This window comes from Paenibacillus sp. IITD108 (assembly GCF_036541265.1).
Taxonomy (GTDB): domain Bacteria; phylum Bacillota; class Bacilli; order Paenibacillales; family Paenibacillaceae; genus Pristimantibacillus.
On record NZ_JAZHCT010000017.1, the window covers coordinates 66,603 to 85,759 of the forward strand.

The 19,157-nt window shown below is 37.2% G+C and carries 17 protein-coding genes; all 17 read left to right on the forward strand.

Annotated features, from left to right (window positions below):
• Positions 1–2: 2 nt before the first annotated feature.
• The 17 genes from V1L65_RS16000 to V1L65_RS16080 all read left to right on the forward strand — a co-directional run bounded on the left by V1L65_RS16000 (position 3) and on the right by V1L65_RS16080 (position 19,104).
• Entirely contained in the window at positions 3–5,684 is a 5,682-nt protein-coding gene (locus V1L65_RS16000) for an Athe_2463 domain-containing protein (RefSeq protein WP_331700199.1), read from the forward strand.
• Positions 5,685–5,780: 96 nt separating this feature from the next.
• Positions 5,781–6,080, forward strand: a complete 300-nt coding sequence (locus tag V1L65_RS16005; protein WP_331700201.1) for a helix-turn-helix domain-containing protein — start codon at positions 5,781–5,783, stop codon at positions 6,078–6,080.
• Positions 6,073–7,431 (forward strand): hypothetical protein, encoded by a 1,359-nt coding sequence (locus V1L65_RS16010; RefSeq protein ID WP_331700202.1) that lies wholly within the window; start codon positions 6,073–6,075, stop codon positions 7,429–7,431. The genes V1L65_RS16005 and V1L65_RS16010 overlap by 8 nt, the downstream gene beginning before the upstream one ends.
• A 490-nt stretch (positions 7,432–7,921) precedes the next feature.
• Positions 7,922–9,082: a DNA polymerase III subunit beta gene (dnaN, locus tag V1L65_RS16015; protein WP_331700204.1), complete on the forward strand. Its 1,161-nt coding sequence runs from the start codon at positions 7,922–7,924 to the stop codon at positions 9,080–9,082.
• 10 nt (positions 9,083–9,092) lie between these two features.
• Complete coding sequence (locus V1L65_RS16020) at positions 9,093–9,545, forward strand: DUF4258 domain-containing protein (RefSeq protein ID WP_331700205.1); 453 nt, start codon at positions 9,093–9,095, stop codon at positions 9,543–9,545.
• A 72-nt stretch (positions 9,546–9,617) separates the two neighbouring features.
• Positions 9,618–10,064 carry a hypothetical protein gene (locus V1L65_RS16025; protein ID WP_331700206.1) on the forward strand — a complete coding sequence of 149 codons (447 nt, stop codon included), beginning with the start codon at positions 9,618–9,620 and terminating at the stop codon, positions 10,062–10,064.
• A 148-nt stretch (positions 10,065–10,212) separates the two neighbouring features.
• Positions 10,213–11,310, forward strand: a complete 1,098-nt coding sequence (locus V1L65_RS16030; protein WP_331700207.1) for a hypothetical protein — start codon at positions 10,213–10,215, stop codon at positions 11,308–11,310.
• On the forward strand, positions 11,276–11,497 hold the full coding sequence (locus V1L65_RS16035; RefSeq protein WP_331700209.1) for a hypothetical protein: 222 nt from the start codon (positions 11,276–11,278) through the stop codon (positions 11,495–11,497). Before V1L65_RS16030 ends, V1L65_RS16035 begins: the two co-directional genes overlap by 35 nt.
• Positions 11,498–11,609: 112 nt before the next feature.
• Positions 11,610–11,735, forward strand: coding sequence for a hypothetical protein (locus V1L65_RS16040; RefSeq protein ID WP_331700210.1), 126 nt, complete (start codon positions 11,610–11,612; stop codon positions 11,733–11,735).
• A 201-nt stretch (positions 11,736–11,936) separates the two neighbouring features.
• Entirely contained in the window at positions 11,937–13,361 is a 1,425-nt protein-coding gene (locus tag V1L65_RS16045) for a hypothetical protein (protein WP_331700211.1), read from the forward strand.
• Positions 13,362–13,419: 58 nt separating this feature from the next.
• Positions 13,420–13,821, forward strand: a complete 402-nt coding sequence (locus tag V1L65_RS16050) for a hypothetical protein (protein ID WP_331700212.1) — start codon at positions 13,420–13,422, stop codon at positions 13,819–13,821.
• A gap of 14 nt (positions 13,822–13,835) precedes the next feature.
• A complete protein-coding gene (locus V1L65_RS16055; RefSeq protein WP_331700213.1) occupies positions 13,836–14,102 on the forward strand; it encodes a hypothetical protein in 267 nt (88 codons plus the stop codon).
• Positions 14,103–14,424: 322 nt separating this feature from the next.
• Entirely contained in the window at positions 14,425–14,724 is a 300-nt protein-coding gene (locus V1L65_RS16060) for a hypothetical protein (RefSeq protein ID WP_331700214.1), read from the forward strand.
• 79 nt (positions 14,725–14,803) lie between these two features.
• Positions 14,804–16,303 (forward strand): DNA cytosine methyltransferase, encoded by a 1,500-nt coding sequence (locus V1L65_RS16065; RefSeq protein ID WP_331700215.1) that lies wholly within the window; start codon positions 14,804–14,806, stop codon positions 16,301–16,303.
• A gap of 60 nt (positions 16,304–16,363) precedes the next feature.
• The gene (locus V1L65_RS16070) at positions 16,364–17,011 is read left to right on the forward strand and encodes a thermonuclease family protein (protein WP_331700216.1); all 648 of its coding nucleotides are present in this window, start codon (positions 16,364–16,366) and stop codon (positions 17,009–17,011) included.
• 560 nt (positions 17,012–17,571) lie between these two features.
• Positions 17,572–18,636 carry a restriction endonuclease gene (locus V1L65_RS16075; RefSeq protein ID WP_331700217.1) on the forward strand — a complete coding sequence of 355 codons (1,065 nt, stop codon included), beginning with the start codon at positions 17,572–17,574 and terminating at the stop codon, positions 18,634–18,636.
• 117 nt (positions 18,637–18,753) lie between these two features.
• Positions 18,754–19,104, forward strand: coding sequence for an AbrB/MazE/SpoVT family DNA-binding domain-containing protein (locus tag V1L65_RS16080; protein WP_331700218.1), 351 nt, complete (start codon positions 18,754–18,756; stop codon positions 19,102–19,104).
• Positions 19,105–19,157: the final 53 nt, after the last annotated feature.

A 19,157-nucleotide genomic window follows, 5' to 3' on the forward strand; every position in this document is an offset into this window, starting at 1 on the left:
ATTTGAATAGAAAATGGAGAAAAATTATAACATTTTGTTCTCTAATAGCTATAATCTTTACGTTATTGCCGCAATATACAGATGCTGCAGTAGTAGAAAAAGCACCTAAAACAATTAACAATTTTCCGAATACATGTGGTTATAATCCAGCGATAGACGGACAAATACCATCACATGTTAGACCTTGTAGTTCCAATGGGTTTAAATTTAATTCTAAGTTTTATTCACAGACATGGATTTTAAACAATAACCCTTATAAAACTGCTCCTCCACAATATTTAATCGTTTACGGTACACCTGATAATATACCGTTGAACATTCAAAGTTTTAAAAAAGGGATGCAGGATGCTCAAGCAAATGTTATAGAAAATGAAGGGCATTTCTACATATACCAACAGAGTTATGGGGATATGGTGTTTGGTGAATGGCGTTTTCTAGGCTATGACGACACAGGATCGCTTTATCCCAACGATTATTTTATTCGTGATAGCGGCGACACTACAACGCAAGCAGTAGATAAACGTTGGATTTTTGAACCATGGAAAAATCTACCTGACTCATATAAGTACAAACCTGGTGGGCCAGGAGGGGTATATGTAGGTAAGTCAAGTCCAGATGTTCCAGAATTTGATTATATAAAAGAAAATATTGAACGTTCCATAGGTTTTAAATTTGATAACGCACCTACAATTTCTTATGCAGATCGCAATCAAATTTTACCTAAACAAAGTAAATACACAGACGTTCGCAACTTTATGTCCGTAGCTCAAGAACCTACGGTATGGGAGCCTGGTATCGGTATGATGGTACATTGGAATCCCGTTAAAAATGGACTGTTTTATCAATCGTTTCCGCTGTTGCAGCAAACACCTTTAGAAAAAAGACAAGATAAGGCTGTTTGTGAGCTTAAACCAGTCAGTAACAAGCCGATTCCAATAACCAAAGATCGATATGTTGAAGTGGAAGTCAAATTAACAGGTACATTACAAGATGAAAACCATATCGGTAAGCGTGACAAAGAAACGGAATTTTACACACAGAAAGATATCGACTATTGGAGATTGGATGTAAATGATAGAGATGCAAATAAAACACTATCGCATTCATCTAACAAAAAATCTGATGGAGTTGTGCGAAAAAACAACACTGCAAGTACAACCTTTAATTTAAAGATTGATACCGAAAAGATAGATAAGTCAGATGAAAAAGCATGGACGTATACAACAACAGGTGAAGCAGTCATATACTATGCGAATCATACCGTATTTGATCCGTCTATGACTAAAGCGCCTTGCCAATTAACAGTAACATTCCAAACTACTTCAGTGAAAACTTCAATGCTTAGTGATTTTACGGTTATTCCTGAAATCGTTCTTGAACGAAGATCAGAGCTGACGAAGGAAAAATTAGGTTACGTCGATTTATCCTATGGTAAAGATGTTGATTACTATGAGTTTGAAATTACGAATGTAGCGGATGGCACAAAGGCGACTAAAAAGTTTGACCCAGCTATACCTGAAGTTAAAAAGCCGAAAGCTGGCTACTTAGATCAAGCAGCAGTAAGTAAATTTTTATATGACTTTATAATCACTAAATTTCCTAACGAAACAGTTGATTCTATTGTAGAAAAACGATTTATGGTCAAGCAAACGATTGTCGATAAAGATGTAGTTACTAATAACAAATCTACTGCCATACGTTATATCAATATTAAGCAGCAGCCTTCTTATAAATGTGGACTTGATCATGAAATGCTGCCAGCGCCACCGCAATTTGTAACACCTAACGTAGATTGGCCTTTTGATTGGTATGATGTAGTACCTTTTCCAGTCACTGAAGGAGCGCCTGAACTCATACCGCATAAAGGTTGCGAAGATCCAGCGAATTACAGCGAGTTTAAAAAACGTGTACTCATTGATGATAAAGAAATTGATGCTAACCAATTTTTAAAAGGTGAGTACATCTTCGGTGAGGAACTACAAGGGATACGCAAAGTTACATTCTTGCTAACTGCTCCTGATGGTTCGGAATCGCACTTTATACGCCATGTTGTCGTACACGAAACAAAGCCGAAGGTATCACTTAAGCTAGAAGGTTTATACAAAGAAAATAGAACCATGCGAGCATATGACCGTTCAAAAGAAAGTAACGATGTTTGGACAGAAGCAAATGCACCGATGGAAATAACATCTTTTAACTTTGTCAAGCCTAACGATCCTAACTTAAAGTGTAGAGTCGGTTTCTGCGAATCTAATATGTCAGAAAAGCTTTTTATGTATAAGGAAACAGGACATTATCAAATGAGTATTGCTGCCAAGCGAGTTATTCCATATGGCAACGGAAAATCGATTACTCGTTACTCAGATCCTTATGTTGTAGACTTTGAAATATTGCCTGATCATAGACCTGCAATTATCGCACATACCTACAGCGAAGAAATAAGCAGGTTGGACAACTTGCCGTTATTCTATGATGTGCAAAGTACAGATGGTGACTTTATCGCATACAAGAAACTGCAAGTGTATTATGATCCTAAAAATGATGGTAATTTTTCCAAACTTGTTTTCGAAACAGAAGATGATGTAACGGAGCTGCCTGTGCTAGATCAGCTTGGGCAATATAAAATTGTTGTTGATGCAAGAGAAGGTACGAATGAAGATCGCTTAATGGAGTTCATTACGCCTGCTGACGATAAAACACATCATTATGAAGGGTATTTTGCTGTAGACAACTACGCACCTTTCAGCCATATTTATTTAGATACACCTGCTGAACTGGCTGAAATGGATGTTTATCTAATGCTCGATAAAGGGTTGAAACAACAGTCGACGGATTATATTAAAGGAAATAAAGTGACACTCGCAAATGATTTTACACGATCAAATATGATGGCGAATCTTGGCATTTGGGATATGAAAACCTATACGTATGATCAACAGGCTAGTACATCAAGAAATTTCGGCACATCCTATCCATCTTCATCAATTAGTTATACATCGCCTGATGGTTATAAAGGAACACTAAGTCGTACAAGTATAAGTAATTCGCCATATCAACGAGACGAAGGTAAGTGGGTATCAGTGACAGATTCTAAAAAAGCTACGGATTCCTGTTCTAGCACTGTCACTACGTATTACAACGATAAAGGGCAATATGATAGTAGTTCGTCTTGGAATAACTGTTCAGGTTCTATGAGTTATAGTGATGGAAGATATTCCGGGACTTTAAGCAGAACAGGAGAGAGTCCTGACGGTCCATCTTGCGGCGGCACAGGCCCGCCAAATGGATCGTGCAGTAGGGGGTGGACTGCATATTACGAAGGTGATGTGTATTGGACTCGTGACGTTTGGGAATCGAAATGGGTTGATTACGACGATTATACAGGTTTCTATGCTGGAACAATCTACAAGGATATAAGGCAATCGTATGATGCCAGCTTCATGCAGGCGGTTAAAACGAAATACGTTGTTTATATTACAGATCAAACCATTTCGGAGCTAAATGATCTAAAGCATGTATTAAGTAAACATGATGCTAATTTAGTAGTAGTGGGTAGTGATGCGATTAAGCAGCAAATTGATCATAACGGATACGTGAAAAATGAAGGATTTATCGAATCTGTGATGCAAGCAGTCATCGACCTTATTGCAGAGAACAATCCAGCTGTACCAAGGGTGCTTAGGTTAATTGGTGAACCGATTGAGACTTACACAGCGGAATTTGATTACGAGGATGACGAGCTGCCAGCTGAGTTTGACTTACTGCAAATCGTTCATGATCCTGACCACTATGATAATGCAATGGGGCTAGAGAGCTTTAATGGGCAACAACTCATATCGGTTAAGAATATTAACAACTGGCATCCGTATGAGTCGCTTGTTACCTTTAACAAAACAGGTAAGTATACGTTCTATCGCAAGATTAAAGACAAGCCAACAGATGATCCGAATTTTGCAGATTACGCATACGAATCTAACGAGGCGGCTGTAGAAGTGCTCGTACATCGTCGCCCAATAGCAGATGTTACGCTAGATTTTGATTACATCTTAACTTCAAATATGTACCGTACAACTTGGGTAGATATGAGTTACGACCTTGACCATAACATCACAAGAGCAGCAACAGACCGAGGCATTCAAGATCGTACTATCCGCTTTGAAAACAAGGGTACAGGTGAAGTGTTCACGAAAATACCCGACATGCTGCCGCCAGGTACTTATGTGCTAGATTACAAGGCGCAAGATATTGAAGGGGAATGGTCTGATCCTATTCAACGGACATATGTACTCCCAGACACCGTGCCTGTTCAAATGAAAAGTAACTTAAAAACGACGTATAGCGGATTTTCATTGAACAGCGTGCCAGCTAGCGAGCAGCTGACAGCCTATGAGCTATGGACAAGGTATCCGTATTCGATCGCATTGCAGTTATCAATGGGCAGCCATATCAACAAATCAGTACCGTACTATACGGGTACGAAAGCAGGCAATGATATTTCATGGCAGGATGAGGTTCTTACGATACCAAGAACCACACCGGACGGAACATACACCTTTACAATCCAAGGAAATGGTTCGGTTGCTGGATCAAGAGCTACCCATACGTATACCGTTAAAGTGGTAACTCCTATAAATTTAGTTGGCCAGATTGATGCTAATATTAATGATGCTAAGAATGTAAAAGCGTTGGTGGTAAATGATACGTATACAATTCGTGCTTCAACCACTAAATATCCTGATGCTGCAGTTAATAGTAATGCAACAACTGTCATTGCATTTAAAGGTACACGTTATCAAAAATCATTTACTTTATCATCAGAAACCCTAAGCACTGTAGGATATGGAAAAAAAGATTGGCAGAATACAACCACATTTACAGTAGGGCCTATGCCTGATGGAATGTACACATTTGAATGGACTTCTCGCACTCCAAATGGAAATGTTCAAACTGTTACTAAGGAATACGAAGTCGTTAATAATCGACCGCCTGAGCCAGGATTCGATTGGTCACCTTCGTTAATTTTTGAAGGAGATACTGTAACATTTACACACGATGTAAATGACCCAGATCGTGATACTCTGAGTGTAAAATATGAGATCGTAAATCCAAAGAATGAGAAACAAACATATGATTATACGTTATCATATCCTTATCCTCGCGAAGGTGGACCGGTTTATAAAGCTTTATATCCTGGAATTTATACGGTAACTCAGAAAGTGAGTGATGGTAAAGCACCAGAAGAAACATTGACTAAAACATTTACTGTAAAAGAGTTATCGATCGACGGATTTGTAAATCATACTCAGCAGTGGGAGAATAATCGGAAGGCATATAATCAAATGAAGACAGGAACCGATCATAGTCCATGGGTACAATCCCGCTTCTTGGCAGGCGAAAAATTTATGCTAGCAGCTGATACAACTGATACTACAGGAAGTACAACATATGCTGCAGAAGTTACGGCAACGCTTGTAGAGACAGGAGATGTAGCTACTATGACATCAACTAACGGAAAACATTGGAAGGGTGAACTTTGGGACTCTACCTACGACAAGCTAGCTAATGGACCATATCTATTCCACTTCAGAGTTGTATATTCTAATGGAACGATTAAATATGATGAGGTATCTATAACAATTGATCAAACCATTCACGATTATTATTCTTTAATCCGTCAAGAGTAGTATGTTATAATTGCTTTAATGAAGTAGCGGAGGACGCACATTCCTATAGGGAGTGTGCGTCTTTTTTTATGACCATAAAATGGAGGACCAGAAAAAATGAGAAGTGACAATGCTTTGAATAACATATTTTTACCGAGATCGAAGGGCGAGTGTATTAGAATCATTCGCCAACGACTTGGGTACACACAAAGCCGTGTAGCGGAAGAAGCAGGATTATCTAGGGAACAGGTATCTAAGATGGAAACTCAATTTTTGAATGTGTCGGATAAGTTATGGGATTATGCATTATATCATGCTTACAAGAATCTATACCTACAGGACGACAAAACGTGTTCCTTCGATCAATTTAAGGATGCTATTAATTGTTTAGTAAAGGAGAAGAGCGAGCTTGAATGATAAGCATGTCATAATTATTGGTACAGGTAATGAGCAATTTGATCAAATGATTAAATCTGATCTTGAACAACATGATATTGGCCAAGTAGTGTCTAAAATAAATACAAGAAATATTCTTTTAAAAAGGGTTCTTGAAACAGGCGCCACGATGGTTATAGTGAGCGAAGATTTGATTGGTAACGATGGTGGAGAAGAGGAATGGGCTTATATATTCGAGGAGCTTCGTGGCATAAGTCTTTCACTTCGTATCGTATTTATTTGTGATCGGCCGGATGATGATATATTCCTTACTAAACTAACTACATTCTCAATATTTGATATTTTTAACAATGCTTCTTTGCCGGCTGATTACCTGGTTCAATTGTCCAAGCAGCCAGAGTATAAGAATATTCAACGTTTCAAGAAGAATATTCAAAAGGTGACTGAAGATCTTGTACGGGATCAACAGGAACGTGAAGCAGAGCACATGATTAAAACAGGAGTGGTACCAAAGACAGAGCAGCAGGTTATTAAGACAACCGTTCCTATATATGAGCGATTATTAATTCAACCTAAATTAATCGTTATAGCATCAGCTTATGAAGGAGCGGGATCTTCAACCTTCGGTAGAATGTTTTTGGAGTATTTAGCATTACTACGTTTGCACGTAGGATTGCTAGAATCCCCTTACAGCAAACCTTCGTGGTTTGATTATATTAATGCTAATCCACATATAAACGCCTCATCGTGGAAGAGCTGGCACTCTCAGATAAGTTCAAATGACCAAGTATCGGCAGGCAGTGATATTACAATTAAAGATGTCACTTACATCATACGTAATAAGCAAGAAAGTTATAAAGATTGGGACATTATGCAATCGGCGCAGCTCGTAGGTATGGCCAGACAAATCCCAATTCTTTTTTACGATCTCTCATCAAATATTGATGATGATCGTGAAAGGCTTATTTTAAAACAAGCGAACCATGTATACATGGTTAGTTCATTTGATCCCGTTCGAGTGAATAGAGAATTTAAGCGATACGAAAATATGACTCAGTACATCGAGCGAGATAAGATCACTCTTATTTGTAATCGTTCCTCTGAGCAGCTTGAAAAAGATTATGGGAAAGAGTTGCAAAATTCTTACCAAATAAAAAACGTTTATTTCATGTCTTATTTAAATACTATTTTGGAAGCTACAATGAATGGAAATTCCGGGTGGGAAGGTTTAACGAATGATCAAAGTGATGAGATGAATCAACTGTTCCGTTTACTTACGACAAGCATTATTGACGAAGAAATATTAAAGAGGTTACAGCCAGATCATAGGCAAAGGAATAAGGGACTGCTTCGTCGGATTTTTTCAAAATAATCGCTTCGCTTCTGGAACAAGGGGGCTGACTAATATATCTTTTTATAAATATGTAATTCTATTTATTTTTCTTACTATGAGTTCATATTGTGTTGAATTGTATTTATTTAAAAAATTTTCAGATATTGTGCCAGGATATTATCTGCTCCTGCTTCTAGCTGCAATCGTAACAGGACTATCGATTACTGGATTATTATTTCTAGTCGTCGGTCGGAAGATTGGAAACGAATCAGTAGTTTAAACCTAATCATAGTGACAGAAATACAAATTTTGTGCTAGTATAAAGACATTACTTATTATTTTTTGCTAATTTAGCTTTTTGACTAGAATTAAGCCCTATGGGTGGAACTTTCTTCGTAGAAGATTGCGCTGCCTATAGGGCTTTTTTGCGCTTACAAGTCGATTTATGTATTTACCTCTATTCGGGGCATACATGAATCGGCTTTTTATTTTATAGACGATTATAATTACACAATTCGGAGGAATGACAATGACAACAGCTACAGCAAATAAGTTAGAAGTTTCTACAGAAATTATTTCTTTACAGGATAGGGGAAGGTTTATTGAGATGCTAAGTGAAGCAGTGGCAGCTATTGATAGAAATCCCCCAGTGCCAATTCTTACAGGTGTTCTTATTGAAGTCGAAGGTAGTCAAATGACCTTAACAGGATCTGATTCAAGTTCATCCATTCGTGTAATTGATGAAGCCGTAAGCACTTATATGGGGAGTTTATCATTTGTAGTTCCAGGAAACTTGTTTTTGGAAGCAATGAAAAAACTACCTCAAGGCGAGATAGAATTTGAAATTGTTCCTGATGTTAGTTTAACCATTAGGTTAACTGTAGGGAAAAGAAAACCCGTTACTTTTCAATTAAATTTAATGAAGGAAGAAGATTATCCGCGATATGTACATCAAACTCTGGATAATCAACTAACCATGCAGAGTAATGATTTAGCTACATTACTCAAAACCTCTCACTATGCAGCGGAAAAGAAAGATGATGGTATATTATCTGGTATCCAATTCCTTATAGGCGAGGGAAAGCTGACAGTGTTTGCAACAAATAGACACCGATTAGCAATGAATCAATTGCATTTAGATACTCCAGTAGGATTATCGAATATAGTTATTCCTGGTAATGCTGCAAAAGAGATCATTAAGGTAGCTTCTAGTATAGATGGGGATATCAGCATTGAGTATTCCGAGAATTTATTCCAACTTGTTACTGAAAAATTGATTTATCAAACAAGGTTATTGGATGGAAATTATCCGGACTGCAGTAAAATTATCACTCCTAACTATAGTACTTTACTAAAACTGAAGCGGGAATTATTATTTACCGCTCTGGACAGGGCAAGTGTATGCGAAGGGAAAGTCACTATTTTTGATTTAAATAACAATAAGCTTGTGATTAAAGTAAAATCAGATACTCAGTATGAAGAGGAAGTTGAAGTTGATTTGCTAGAAGGGAAGGAGCTTCTTATTGGGGTAGATGTTACTCTTTTTATTGATTTGTTAAAGCACATCCATTCGGAAGAAATTGAAATAAGGTGTAACGGGCCGCTAAGTCCGATATGTATTTCTCCCACTTCTGATAATGTGATGAAGCACGTTGCTCTTGTACTACCTATAAGATTAAATAGGGAGTGAAAAATGTCCTATGCATTGTCTTCAGCCAATTAATTGTAATAATAGAGCACTTAGACATCTAAAGAAATTTGAATCTTTACAATCAGAAGCGGAGTTACTTTTAACAGATTTTCAAGAAAAGCTGCAGAGCAATAGTAGTGATGTACGTTTTCGTTTGAAATTACATGCTTCCCAACGCGAAATGTTTCGAGCCTTTTCACGTAAGGATATTTTAGAAGCGGTAACAAATGGATGGGTAATTGAAATGAATGAACGAAGCAATAACAAAATAATCATTGTTATGTATTTTATTCACACGGGCCCTAAGTCATACAGACCTATTCACTTGGTTTGTGTACTTAACTCACCGTTTGACTGGGAAGTCATTACTGTATATGATCCCCGGAGTAGATCATGGTGGTGGGGCAATAATTATTCTGAGCGGATTTGCTGGTGTGCAGAACAATTAGAAGAAGAATATTAAACAGATGATTAATTGTTGTATTACATTAATTAATAGGATATAATAGGGAAAAAGCTGCTTGGAGGGTTACCAATGAGTATAAAGCGTAAACCAGGCCGTCCCTATGCTAAAAATAGTCGTTCGATAACAGTTCCTCATCGAATGACCAGGGAGGAAAATAGAATGTTGCGGTTAAAGGCTGCATTATATACAAATTCGAATACATCTGAACTTATTAGGCAGGCCGTTATGAGTTTTAGTAGGGAAGTGAGCATGCCATGTATGGAGGTTGGGTGTAGCGGTAATATGAAATTAGTACCGACTTCGGATCAAGTTTTGGTTCATGTAGGATCTAACCAACATGAAATTAAGATTGACGAGATGCCAATTTATGAATGTGAACGATGTGGAAATCAAGAAATAGATTTGAAATTTGCTGCAGAAGTCGAAACAATTGTGGATGAAGAGGTAGGATTTTTACTTAACCAAAGAAAAGAAGTTCCTTTAGTTATTAATTTCAATGATTTAATGACAGTCTAAACTTAAATAGGATAAAATAGTTTTTACGAGGGGCGACTTGGATGAGTTGCCCCTCGTTTCCTGAACGTTCGAAAAAATAAGGTAGTAAGGTAAGTTTTCGATTACATAGGAATGTGTGGTGATATAATTGTCGCATGAACAGACTAGGATGAATTATCATAGCTTTATAGAAGAGCTAAGTACAGAGTTTGATCCTGTTATCAAAAAAATGAGAAATCAAGATCCATCTTCTTGGATAAAAGAAGCATGGCTGGGCCCGTTAAAATCATTCAAAGGTTTAATCCGTTCAGCTGGTGTAATAGGAAAAATTGGCTGGGGATCTCTACCATTTATCGGTCCTTTGTTAATTGCTATAGGTGGATATTTTGCTTCATTACCTATATGGTTGATTATAGTTTCCACCATTATTATTATTGGGATAGTATATTGGATTATTGTCATTCGATATACAACTAAAATGGTAGTTATGGGGCATCCTAACTTCCATATTGGGGCATTCAAAGCTAAGAGACCAACGGAGTACAAATTTTGGGCACCATTTCTTCAGAAGCACACTGCCACATTTGGTGGACTTTTGGATTTCATTACTCCTATATTTACGCCCAATAATGGCATTGATGTGAAAAGTGTTATAGAGTATACAAAAGGGCACCTTGATGCGATGCAGTCCGAAATGGAGCAATTACGGAGCGCACAAGACTATCTGCAGCTCGAAGTTGAAAAATACGAACAAGCCGTTGGTTATTTGGTGGAAATGGTTAAAGCGATTAATAAATCTCTTTTTCGATTAGCCAACGATTGTATGGATTACAATGAACTAGATTTTATATGTGCATATACGATTTATAAAGTTGAAGATGACTCTATTTATAAAGTTCATGACAAAGGTACAAGTGGTATCAGTCCAAAGAAAATTCTGCTTACAAAAGAAAACGCAGATAAATATGCAGCGGTGTATGTGGCAATGTTACCGGAGGGGGAGGACGGGTTCTCTTATAATAATCCGTATCCTGGTCGTACAGTTGCTTCATATCGCATGAATATTTATGGGGAAGTATGGATTTGGAACTTCCACTTTGATGATTCTAATGATAAAGCATTGAAGCTGACACTAACTGATGATATTATAGAAATAAGAGAAGTCTATCGTTTAGTACATGCATTCTGTTTAGTACTTTACAAACGAGAAAATGAGGGTAAGGAGGGAATCCATGATGGGAATGACCGAAGTCAAAAAGCCAATTAAAATTAGCTTCGTCTCACAACGGGAAATCGTTGAGAAGAACCGTATCCATCGCGAGAATACCTTACGGGATATTGTCGACAATACCCGTACCCATAGCGAGCACGTGTTGCGGATTCTTGACGAGATTTTTGCAGCCCAAAAAGAAGCAGCTGTATCGTCAACTGAAACACATAAGAATAATATTTAATATGACCCTGGCTTATGCCAGGGTTTATTTATTTTCATAGATTGGTTAAATTCTAATAGTTTCGTCAAGAATGAGTTCTAATAGGAAAACCCAAACGGGGGTGAATATTAGAATGAATAAAAAAAAGGTAATACCGTTTATGAAAAAGCCAAAAAAAGTTACGTTTAAATCACAGCAGGAAATTACTAAAGAAAACCAATTAAAGCGTAAGGAAACTATAAGACGATTAGATAAGTGAAAGCCATAAAGTTATGTAACATTTTTGCGTGATCTAGTACCAAAATGGAAAATATGATAATATATAAACATACATTGTTTTTCGTTGCACCTTATGTGCCTTTTTGAGAGTTTAAGCCCTATAGGGTATGAGTGTTGGCATTGCCATGCTTATATTCTATAGGGCTTTTTTATTTTAAAAATCCCTATAGGAGGAATAACTGTGAAAGCTGAGTTCAAAAGAATAAGTCAATCTACAATTGATAAGGCTCGGGAAGTAGAGATTCTATTCGTCGCAGAAGCTTTAGGTGATGAGATTACACGTTCTGGTAGAAGTTATTTTACCTATCAAACTGAAGGTGAATCAACACCATCTGTTGCTATTACCCCTAGTAAAGGGATATGGCATAATTTTGGTGGAACTGAAGGCGGTTCCTGTGCAATTAGTTATTACGCTTACCGTAATAACATTACCCTTGAAGGGAAAGATTTTATCGATTCAGTTAAAGGAGTATGTCATCTCGCTGGGATAAACATAGAGTACGAAGACGGATCGATCGAAGCAGCTGAAAGATCAGGTCAAGAAAACGTATTTCGTAACAAAGTGATTGACGAAGACGAGTCGATTCCAAAAGAAGTACCAGAAAGAGTAGATTATGTTTATCGTGAATGGATGAAGCAATTATCTTTAATAGATATTCATGATGATCATCTAAAGTCTGTGCGCAAACTAAATTATTCACAAATTCATAGTAGAGAATACAGATCACTATTAGAGTCCAAAAGAGATCGTTATCGTGTCGTTAGAGATATTCTACCGTTTGTAGGTGAACCAATTGGCATACCAGGCTTTGCATTGTGTCAAGGGAAGTATGGGCCATATTGGACGACTTTAGGCAGAGAAGGGCTGCTTATTCCGTATAGGGATATTTCAAACTTTATGCAGGGCTTTCAGATTAGGTTTGATAAGCCTAATAAAGTAGTTAAAAGAGTCGGGAAGATTAAGGTCAAAGAATCGCAACAGTTTCTGGCTGTATTAGATTCTAATACTGGAGAAATATTGTGGGAAGGTAGCCGTAATGAATTACCGATTGAACTACCAGAAGGTAAAGTATCATTAGTTGACGGCAATTCGTATTATTGGTTTGCTTCTTTAACTTTAAAGAAAAAGGGAATTTTAGCAGGAACTTTGATTGGTGAACCGGTTCCTTATCATTGTGCCGTTCCATCAAAAAAACTTAGATCTTGGAAGCCTGGTGTTTCTATAAAAGATATGATGGATACGTCTACAATCTGGTGGGGTGAGGGAGCACTTAAAGGAGATATAGCGAGTGATTTTACAGATCAACTACACTTGCAAGCACCCGGTGTTAATTCATGGCGAATTTTGCTTGAGCCTACACTTGCATTAAAACCTAAAAGGGTAATATTAGGATTTGATGCTGATGCTCAAACAAAAGAGGGAGTTCAAGAGAATGTTTTAAACTGCATCGAGGAGGCAAAGAAGGTATTTATGTCTCACAACATTGAGCTGCTTATTGCAATATGGCCAATTAAGCTGGGTAAAGGTATCGATGATTTATTTAACAATGGTTATAAGCCTCAGATCATAGCTATTTCAGATTCTATGAATGAAACAACTATTTAAACTAAGGAGTCGTTTTGAAACGGCTTTTTTTTATTTTCATTATAAGGGAGCGATTATTATGTTAGCAAATTTTAGAACTGAACGAGTTGAGTACATTATTGATGAGCATGGCTATTCGAGAAATGGTTCATTTGTGCACGCCAGCAATATGAAAATCTTGCAAATTGGGATTGGACAAAGTGCTTCTTTTTCATACACCATTGGTCAAACATCGTATGTGATTGAAACAGACCCGGTCGTATCCATTACGAACTTATCTAAGAAACAAATCGATAAGATGACTGATGATCATATACCAAAGGCGTATCGATTACAGATAAGGCAAAACAAAAGAAATATAATCAGATATCACATTGGAACTAAACAAGATGTAGCGAGCTGGGCAGCTGGAAGCTGGCCCAATGCTTTAATTGCTTTAGAACCATGTCGTAGGGGGATTTATAAATCCATTGCTAACTAAAAGGAGGGCTTAAATTGAAAAACATCAATATCAATTTTACATATGGTGAACCATTACAAATATGGCTTCATGGCGAAGAAGAACCATGTGTGCCGGCCCACTTTGTAGAACATACATGTCAAGAAGGGATAGAAATGTTACATGTGAACTGGGAAGGGAGATTTATTGAATTGGAATTAGAGAGAGTTCGTAAAATATCTGCTTTAGATATTTCTACGTTTAAAGGCGCGTCGAGTGCTAATCTCAATGTTCTGCCTATTTCAGTTACGCACGCAAGGTGACCCATTTCAAAAAAAATATAACTGGAGAGATGTTACGTGAATAAGAGTAGCGCGTGGAAGTTCACAGAAGCAATGAGAAAACGAATGGACCGTGAAGTTAACAACTGGCTAAAAAAGAAGTTTCCCGATCTTGATGTGGGGGAAATTGGTTACGCAATTGATTCAGAAACTGAGACGTCTTACATATGGAGTGGGGAATACAAGGGTTCTAAATTCAATGCCCGTTACGAAAAAAGTACAAGGAAAATTTATTGCATGTTGTTAAATAGCAATAGATTCGAAAGCAATCATCTAACTTAAATTTTTAGGAGGCGCAGCAATTATGCACTACGGTACTTGGATTTCAGAAGATAATAAATTACAGATTGTGTTACTTAAAACAGATGATGTTGAAGAAATGGGGAAAATTGTACGAGTGATACCTCATGCAAATAGCGTAGTAATAGATCGCTATGTAACTACCGAAACATTTAAATATGTTGATGATATGATGCAATTCATGGACGAGAAGAGACTCCAAGAAAAAGTGCGGAGCAATTACTATTTTATAGTAAGAGCATATGAATTTACAGAAAAAGATCGCTTAAAACTTTATTACGAAGACTATTTCAGTAATGCATGATAGCTAAGTTTAATTAGATCATTTTACTTATTAAATGGAATCTATATTACGAGAGGAGGAAGTCCTCTAAAAAGTGCTCTTGAATATATTTCAAGAGCATTTTTTTTGGACTGATACAGTTATGTCTAATATCAACGAGAAGACATGTGCAATATTATTTGGGGGTATAGGAGGCGCCACTGTAGGTTACATGAGATCACAAGTAGAATACGGGGGACAATTGTACCGTTTTAAAATTTTGTGTTCGATTGATTATGATCCTGTAGCTTGTCATAATCATGATCTTGTTGCCGGTGAGAATACTTCCATCGAAATGGATTTATTTAGACATTGGCAGTATGTAGCCTGGCATGGTAAACAGCCGCCTTCTGAATGGAGCGAAAAGACACCGTGGGATATATGGGTCGCATTTAACTATCAAGTCCCATTCTTTCTTTTTACATCACCTCCGTGTAAGGGGCTAACTGGGCTGCTGCCAGAGGAAAAGTCAAAAAGTGAAAAGTATCAAGCACTGAATCATTTAACAGTGAGTGGATTAGAGCTATCTCTTGAGGCTTGCTTGCAATATGGTGGGGATGTACCTGCAATCATACAGTTAGAAAACGTGCCTAGAATTACATCGAGAGGAAAGCCATTACTCCAACAAATTAAGAAGCTCCTTAAACGGTATGGCTATGCAGTAAGTATTCGAGCGGATCACAACCTTGGGGAAGTAGGGGGATTAGGACAAAATAGGATTCGGTTTTTAATTTTAGCTAGGCAAGAATCCCAAATTCCAAACTTTATTTATTATCCTGAGAAGAAGAAGCTAAAAAATATAGGAGACATATTAGCTTCATTACCCGCTCCAAATGATAACAATAAAGGCGGCCCGCTTCATCGCTTACCAAACTTGCAATGGAAAACGTGGTTGAGATTAGCGCTTATACCTGCAGGAGGGAATTGGCGTAATTTGAACGATATAGAATATGGGAATTTACTTGTTTCCCAAGATAGTAATTTTGAATCTATATCTGATATATCTCTTAACATTGGGGGGCATGGAAAAACAAATCTACTACGGGTGCAACCTTTCAAGGAAGCTGCCGTTTGCGTCACGGGTGCAGCTGGTCCACATCAAGGCGCAGCCTGTATCTCAGATGAACGGATTAATGGTTATACCAATACTTTTCGAATACATCATCTTAATGAACTGTGTGAATTAAATAATATAGGCAATTTGCATCGAGAAGGCATTCATGAATTACCTGCAGCACACGAGCGCGGGACATGGGTCATTATTGCCCAGGACGGAACGTGGCATCGGCCATTAACGACGTATGAATTGGCAGTGCTACAAAGCTTTCCAATGTTGCTTCCGGATGGAAGACCGTTCCAACTAGAGGGTTGTACAGATGCAAAGGCGAGAGAATACATAGGAAATGCATATCCGCCATTGGCAGCTGAACAAACTGGAAATGTAATTCTGCTAGCTGCAGCAGAAGCGGAAGCGGGTATTTCATTTTCTTTAGGATTTGAGCCTGTATGGGTAGCCCCAATTGAAGAGGTAGAAGACTTGGGAGTAGTTACATATCACTAATTTAAAAGGAGAGGAATTACTTTGAAAATAAGGCACCTATTATTATTAATCATCTGTACAATGTTACTGGTTTCATGCAACATTGAATCCAATAAAATACAAACAGATATAGAAAGAAGATCACAAACCATAACAGAAGTTTTAAATGAAATTAATAGTTCACAGCTTGAAAATGGAGTGCAAGAAAGTCTCGATACTCTAAATAAAAAGATAATAGAGAGTACTACTAGCGTAATGAAAGATATTATCGAACAGAAGGCCTCCAATTTGCCGTCTGATGGGTTGTACGTTGTAAAGAAGGTATATGATGGTGACACAATTTACATTGACGTAAACGGCAAAAGAGAAGCCGTCAGATTACTTTGCATTGATACACCTGAAATCGATAAAAAAGATTCATTCGCAAAAGAAGCTAGAAATTTTTTAAGAGAAGCAATAGAGGGGAAAAGTGTCCATATTGAGTTTGGTAATGGAAAAGAGCAAACTGGAAGGGATGCGTATGATCGTTTGTTAGGATATATATTTGTGGATGGAGAAAATATAAATGGTTTGTTAGTGGAAAATGGTTTAGCTCGAGTAGCATATGTTTATGCACCTGATACTAAGTATGTTAAGGAATATAGAAAATTAGAACGTATTGCAAAGGCTGAGAAGCTAGGAATATGGAGTATTCCTGGATATGTATCAAATAAGGGATATACAAGATAATAAGAATATCGAGACATGATCAAAATAATTATGATAAACTATAATTGTATTTTTTTATTCTTGCTCACAAGAGCCTTATTGCTAGTTTGAACCCCTATGGGTGGATATTTTATTAGTATTGCGCTAATGCAATACTAATACCAAACTGATTGTTTGATTCCATTGTGATATTTAAGGAATCTTGCAATCAGTTTTTATTTGTATTACATCGAGAGTAGGGTGATTTTTTGTATAAGTTTATTTTATATTCGAACAAGCATCCTAATGGGTTGTTACTTGCCCAAGGTAATGATTTAGAAGGGGTATTTATATTAACGAAGCTATACAAAGCTACTTATAAAGATGGCCGGTCTAAGGTGGAGTTATTACGTTTAGGTAAACCTAAAAAAGTTATTATCGATTTTGCGAAATCTGACTAAAAGGTTTTGGATGTTGTTGCGATACTTATGGAGAATAAAGCCCTTCGGGGCTTTTTTGAGTTTAATGGAGTTTAGTATCTATATGATATACTTCTCTTTAAAGTTCTAGTTAGCGATCATACTATTAAAGGAGCAGACAAAGTGAAACATATTAATTCTCTCACCGGACAAGAATTTGAAAAACTTGTCTATGAAGTTTTTACTAAGCTTGGGTTCCGAGCTCAACTAACCAAAGCAAGTGGTGATGGAGGTATTGATATAATAGCTCACTATGACGGGCTAGTGTTCAAGGGAAAATACCTTATTCAATGTAAGCGCTGGGTGAATACAGTGGGAGAACCGGAACTTCGAGATCTGTATGGTACTACAGTTGCAGAGAATGCTCTGAAAGGGATTCTGGTAACAACGAGTACTTTTTCTAAACAAGCCCTAGAATTTTCAAAAGGCAAAAACCTAGAATTGATTGATGGCTCAGCACTTTCCCTATTGATCGAAACCCTTACTAAAACCAGTGAGATTGGACCTATTCAAACTGAAGCACAAATAGGATTCCAAAATCATCCCTTGTTTGACAGCGAACGTTATTTAATGCTCGATAGTAAAATCAAGGTTGATCCAAAAAACGAAATTCTTCAGCGAGTCCTAATCGATAACTTGTTCGCTTCGATTCTTGAGATGGGTAAGGATGCCCTTGTTAATGGATTAGTTGACGAATGTTTTGCCCGGCTTGATATTTTTAAGGAAACGTTTTATCAAGGAAAGAAAATGGATCATAAATACATGAGAAATTATTTAGCATACGATCAAGCAGTACTGCTTTTTATTGATGGAAAATTAAGTGCGGCATATGAGATGTTAGTTAGAGAAAAAATCCATGGATATCACAGTCCACATGTAGAAGTCCTAAAATATATCATAGCTATTAAATTAGGTGTTCCTTCGGTTGCACAGAAATATGCGAATAACATTGCAAGAGTGTTTCCTAAAGAACATGAATTGATAAAGATTGACTCAAGTGAAACTCAATCCGTGCTATTACATAATGAAAACATGAATGCTGAAACCTTTGAGAATATAATATTTAGATGGCCCAGGAGTGCTAATAATCCGATCTATTTAAAGCAGATACACGATTTGTTTGAAACAAGCTCTATTACAGACTTAGAAGAACAGAGTGCTGTATTCGAGTTATACGGGGAACAATAATTCGTGATACTCTTCTCTGCAATTGCGTTTAATTGGACAACTGTAATACTATAACATGACTTTACAAGATGAGAGATGTAACATATAGTGAGGTAAGGAATAGTAAGGAGGGAAGGCGTGAAGGGACTTTCAGCAAAAGTTACAAGTAAAGGACAAATAACAATACCTAAAGATATTCGAGACCACTTAGGGTTGGAATTAGATTCAACGGTAAATTTTATTATTCTCCCAAATGGAAAAGTGATGATCGAGAATCAACGTAGAGGGGAATTACTTGATCAAGCATTGAACCATCCTATGGTGGAGAACTTTATCAGTACTTTTTTTGAAGGAAAACTACGTGCTTCCATGTATATAGGTGCTCTTATCCAGGCTGGATTGCTAACCAATGAAATATTAGAAACGATGGATAACGTAGCAATTATTGAACAACTTATAGGAAACTTACGTTCGAATAATGGCGACTAACTTTTTTGCTCGAAAACAAACTACGAAAGCAGTTGAAATAACGGAATTCAGAT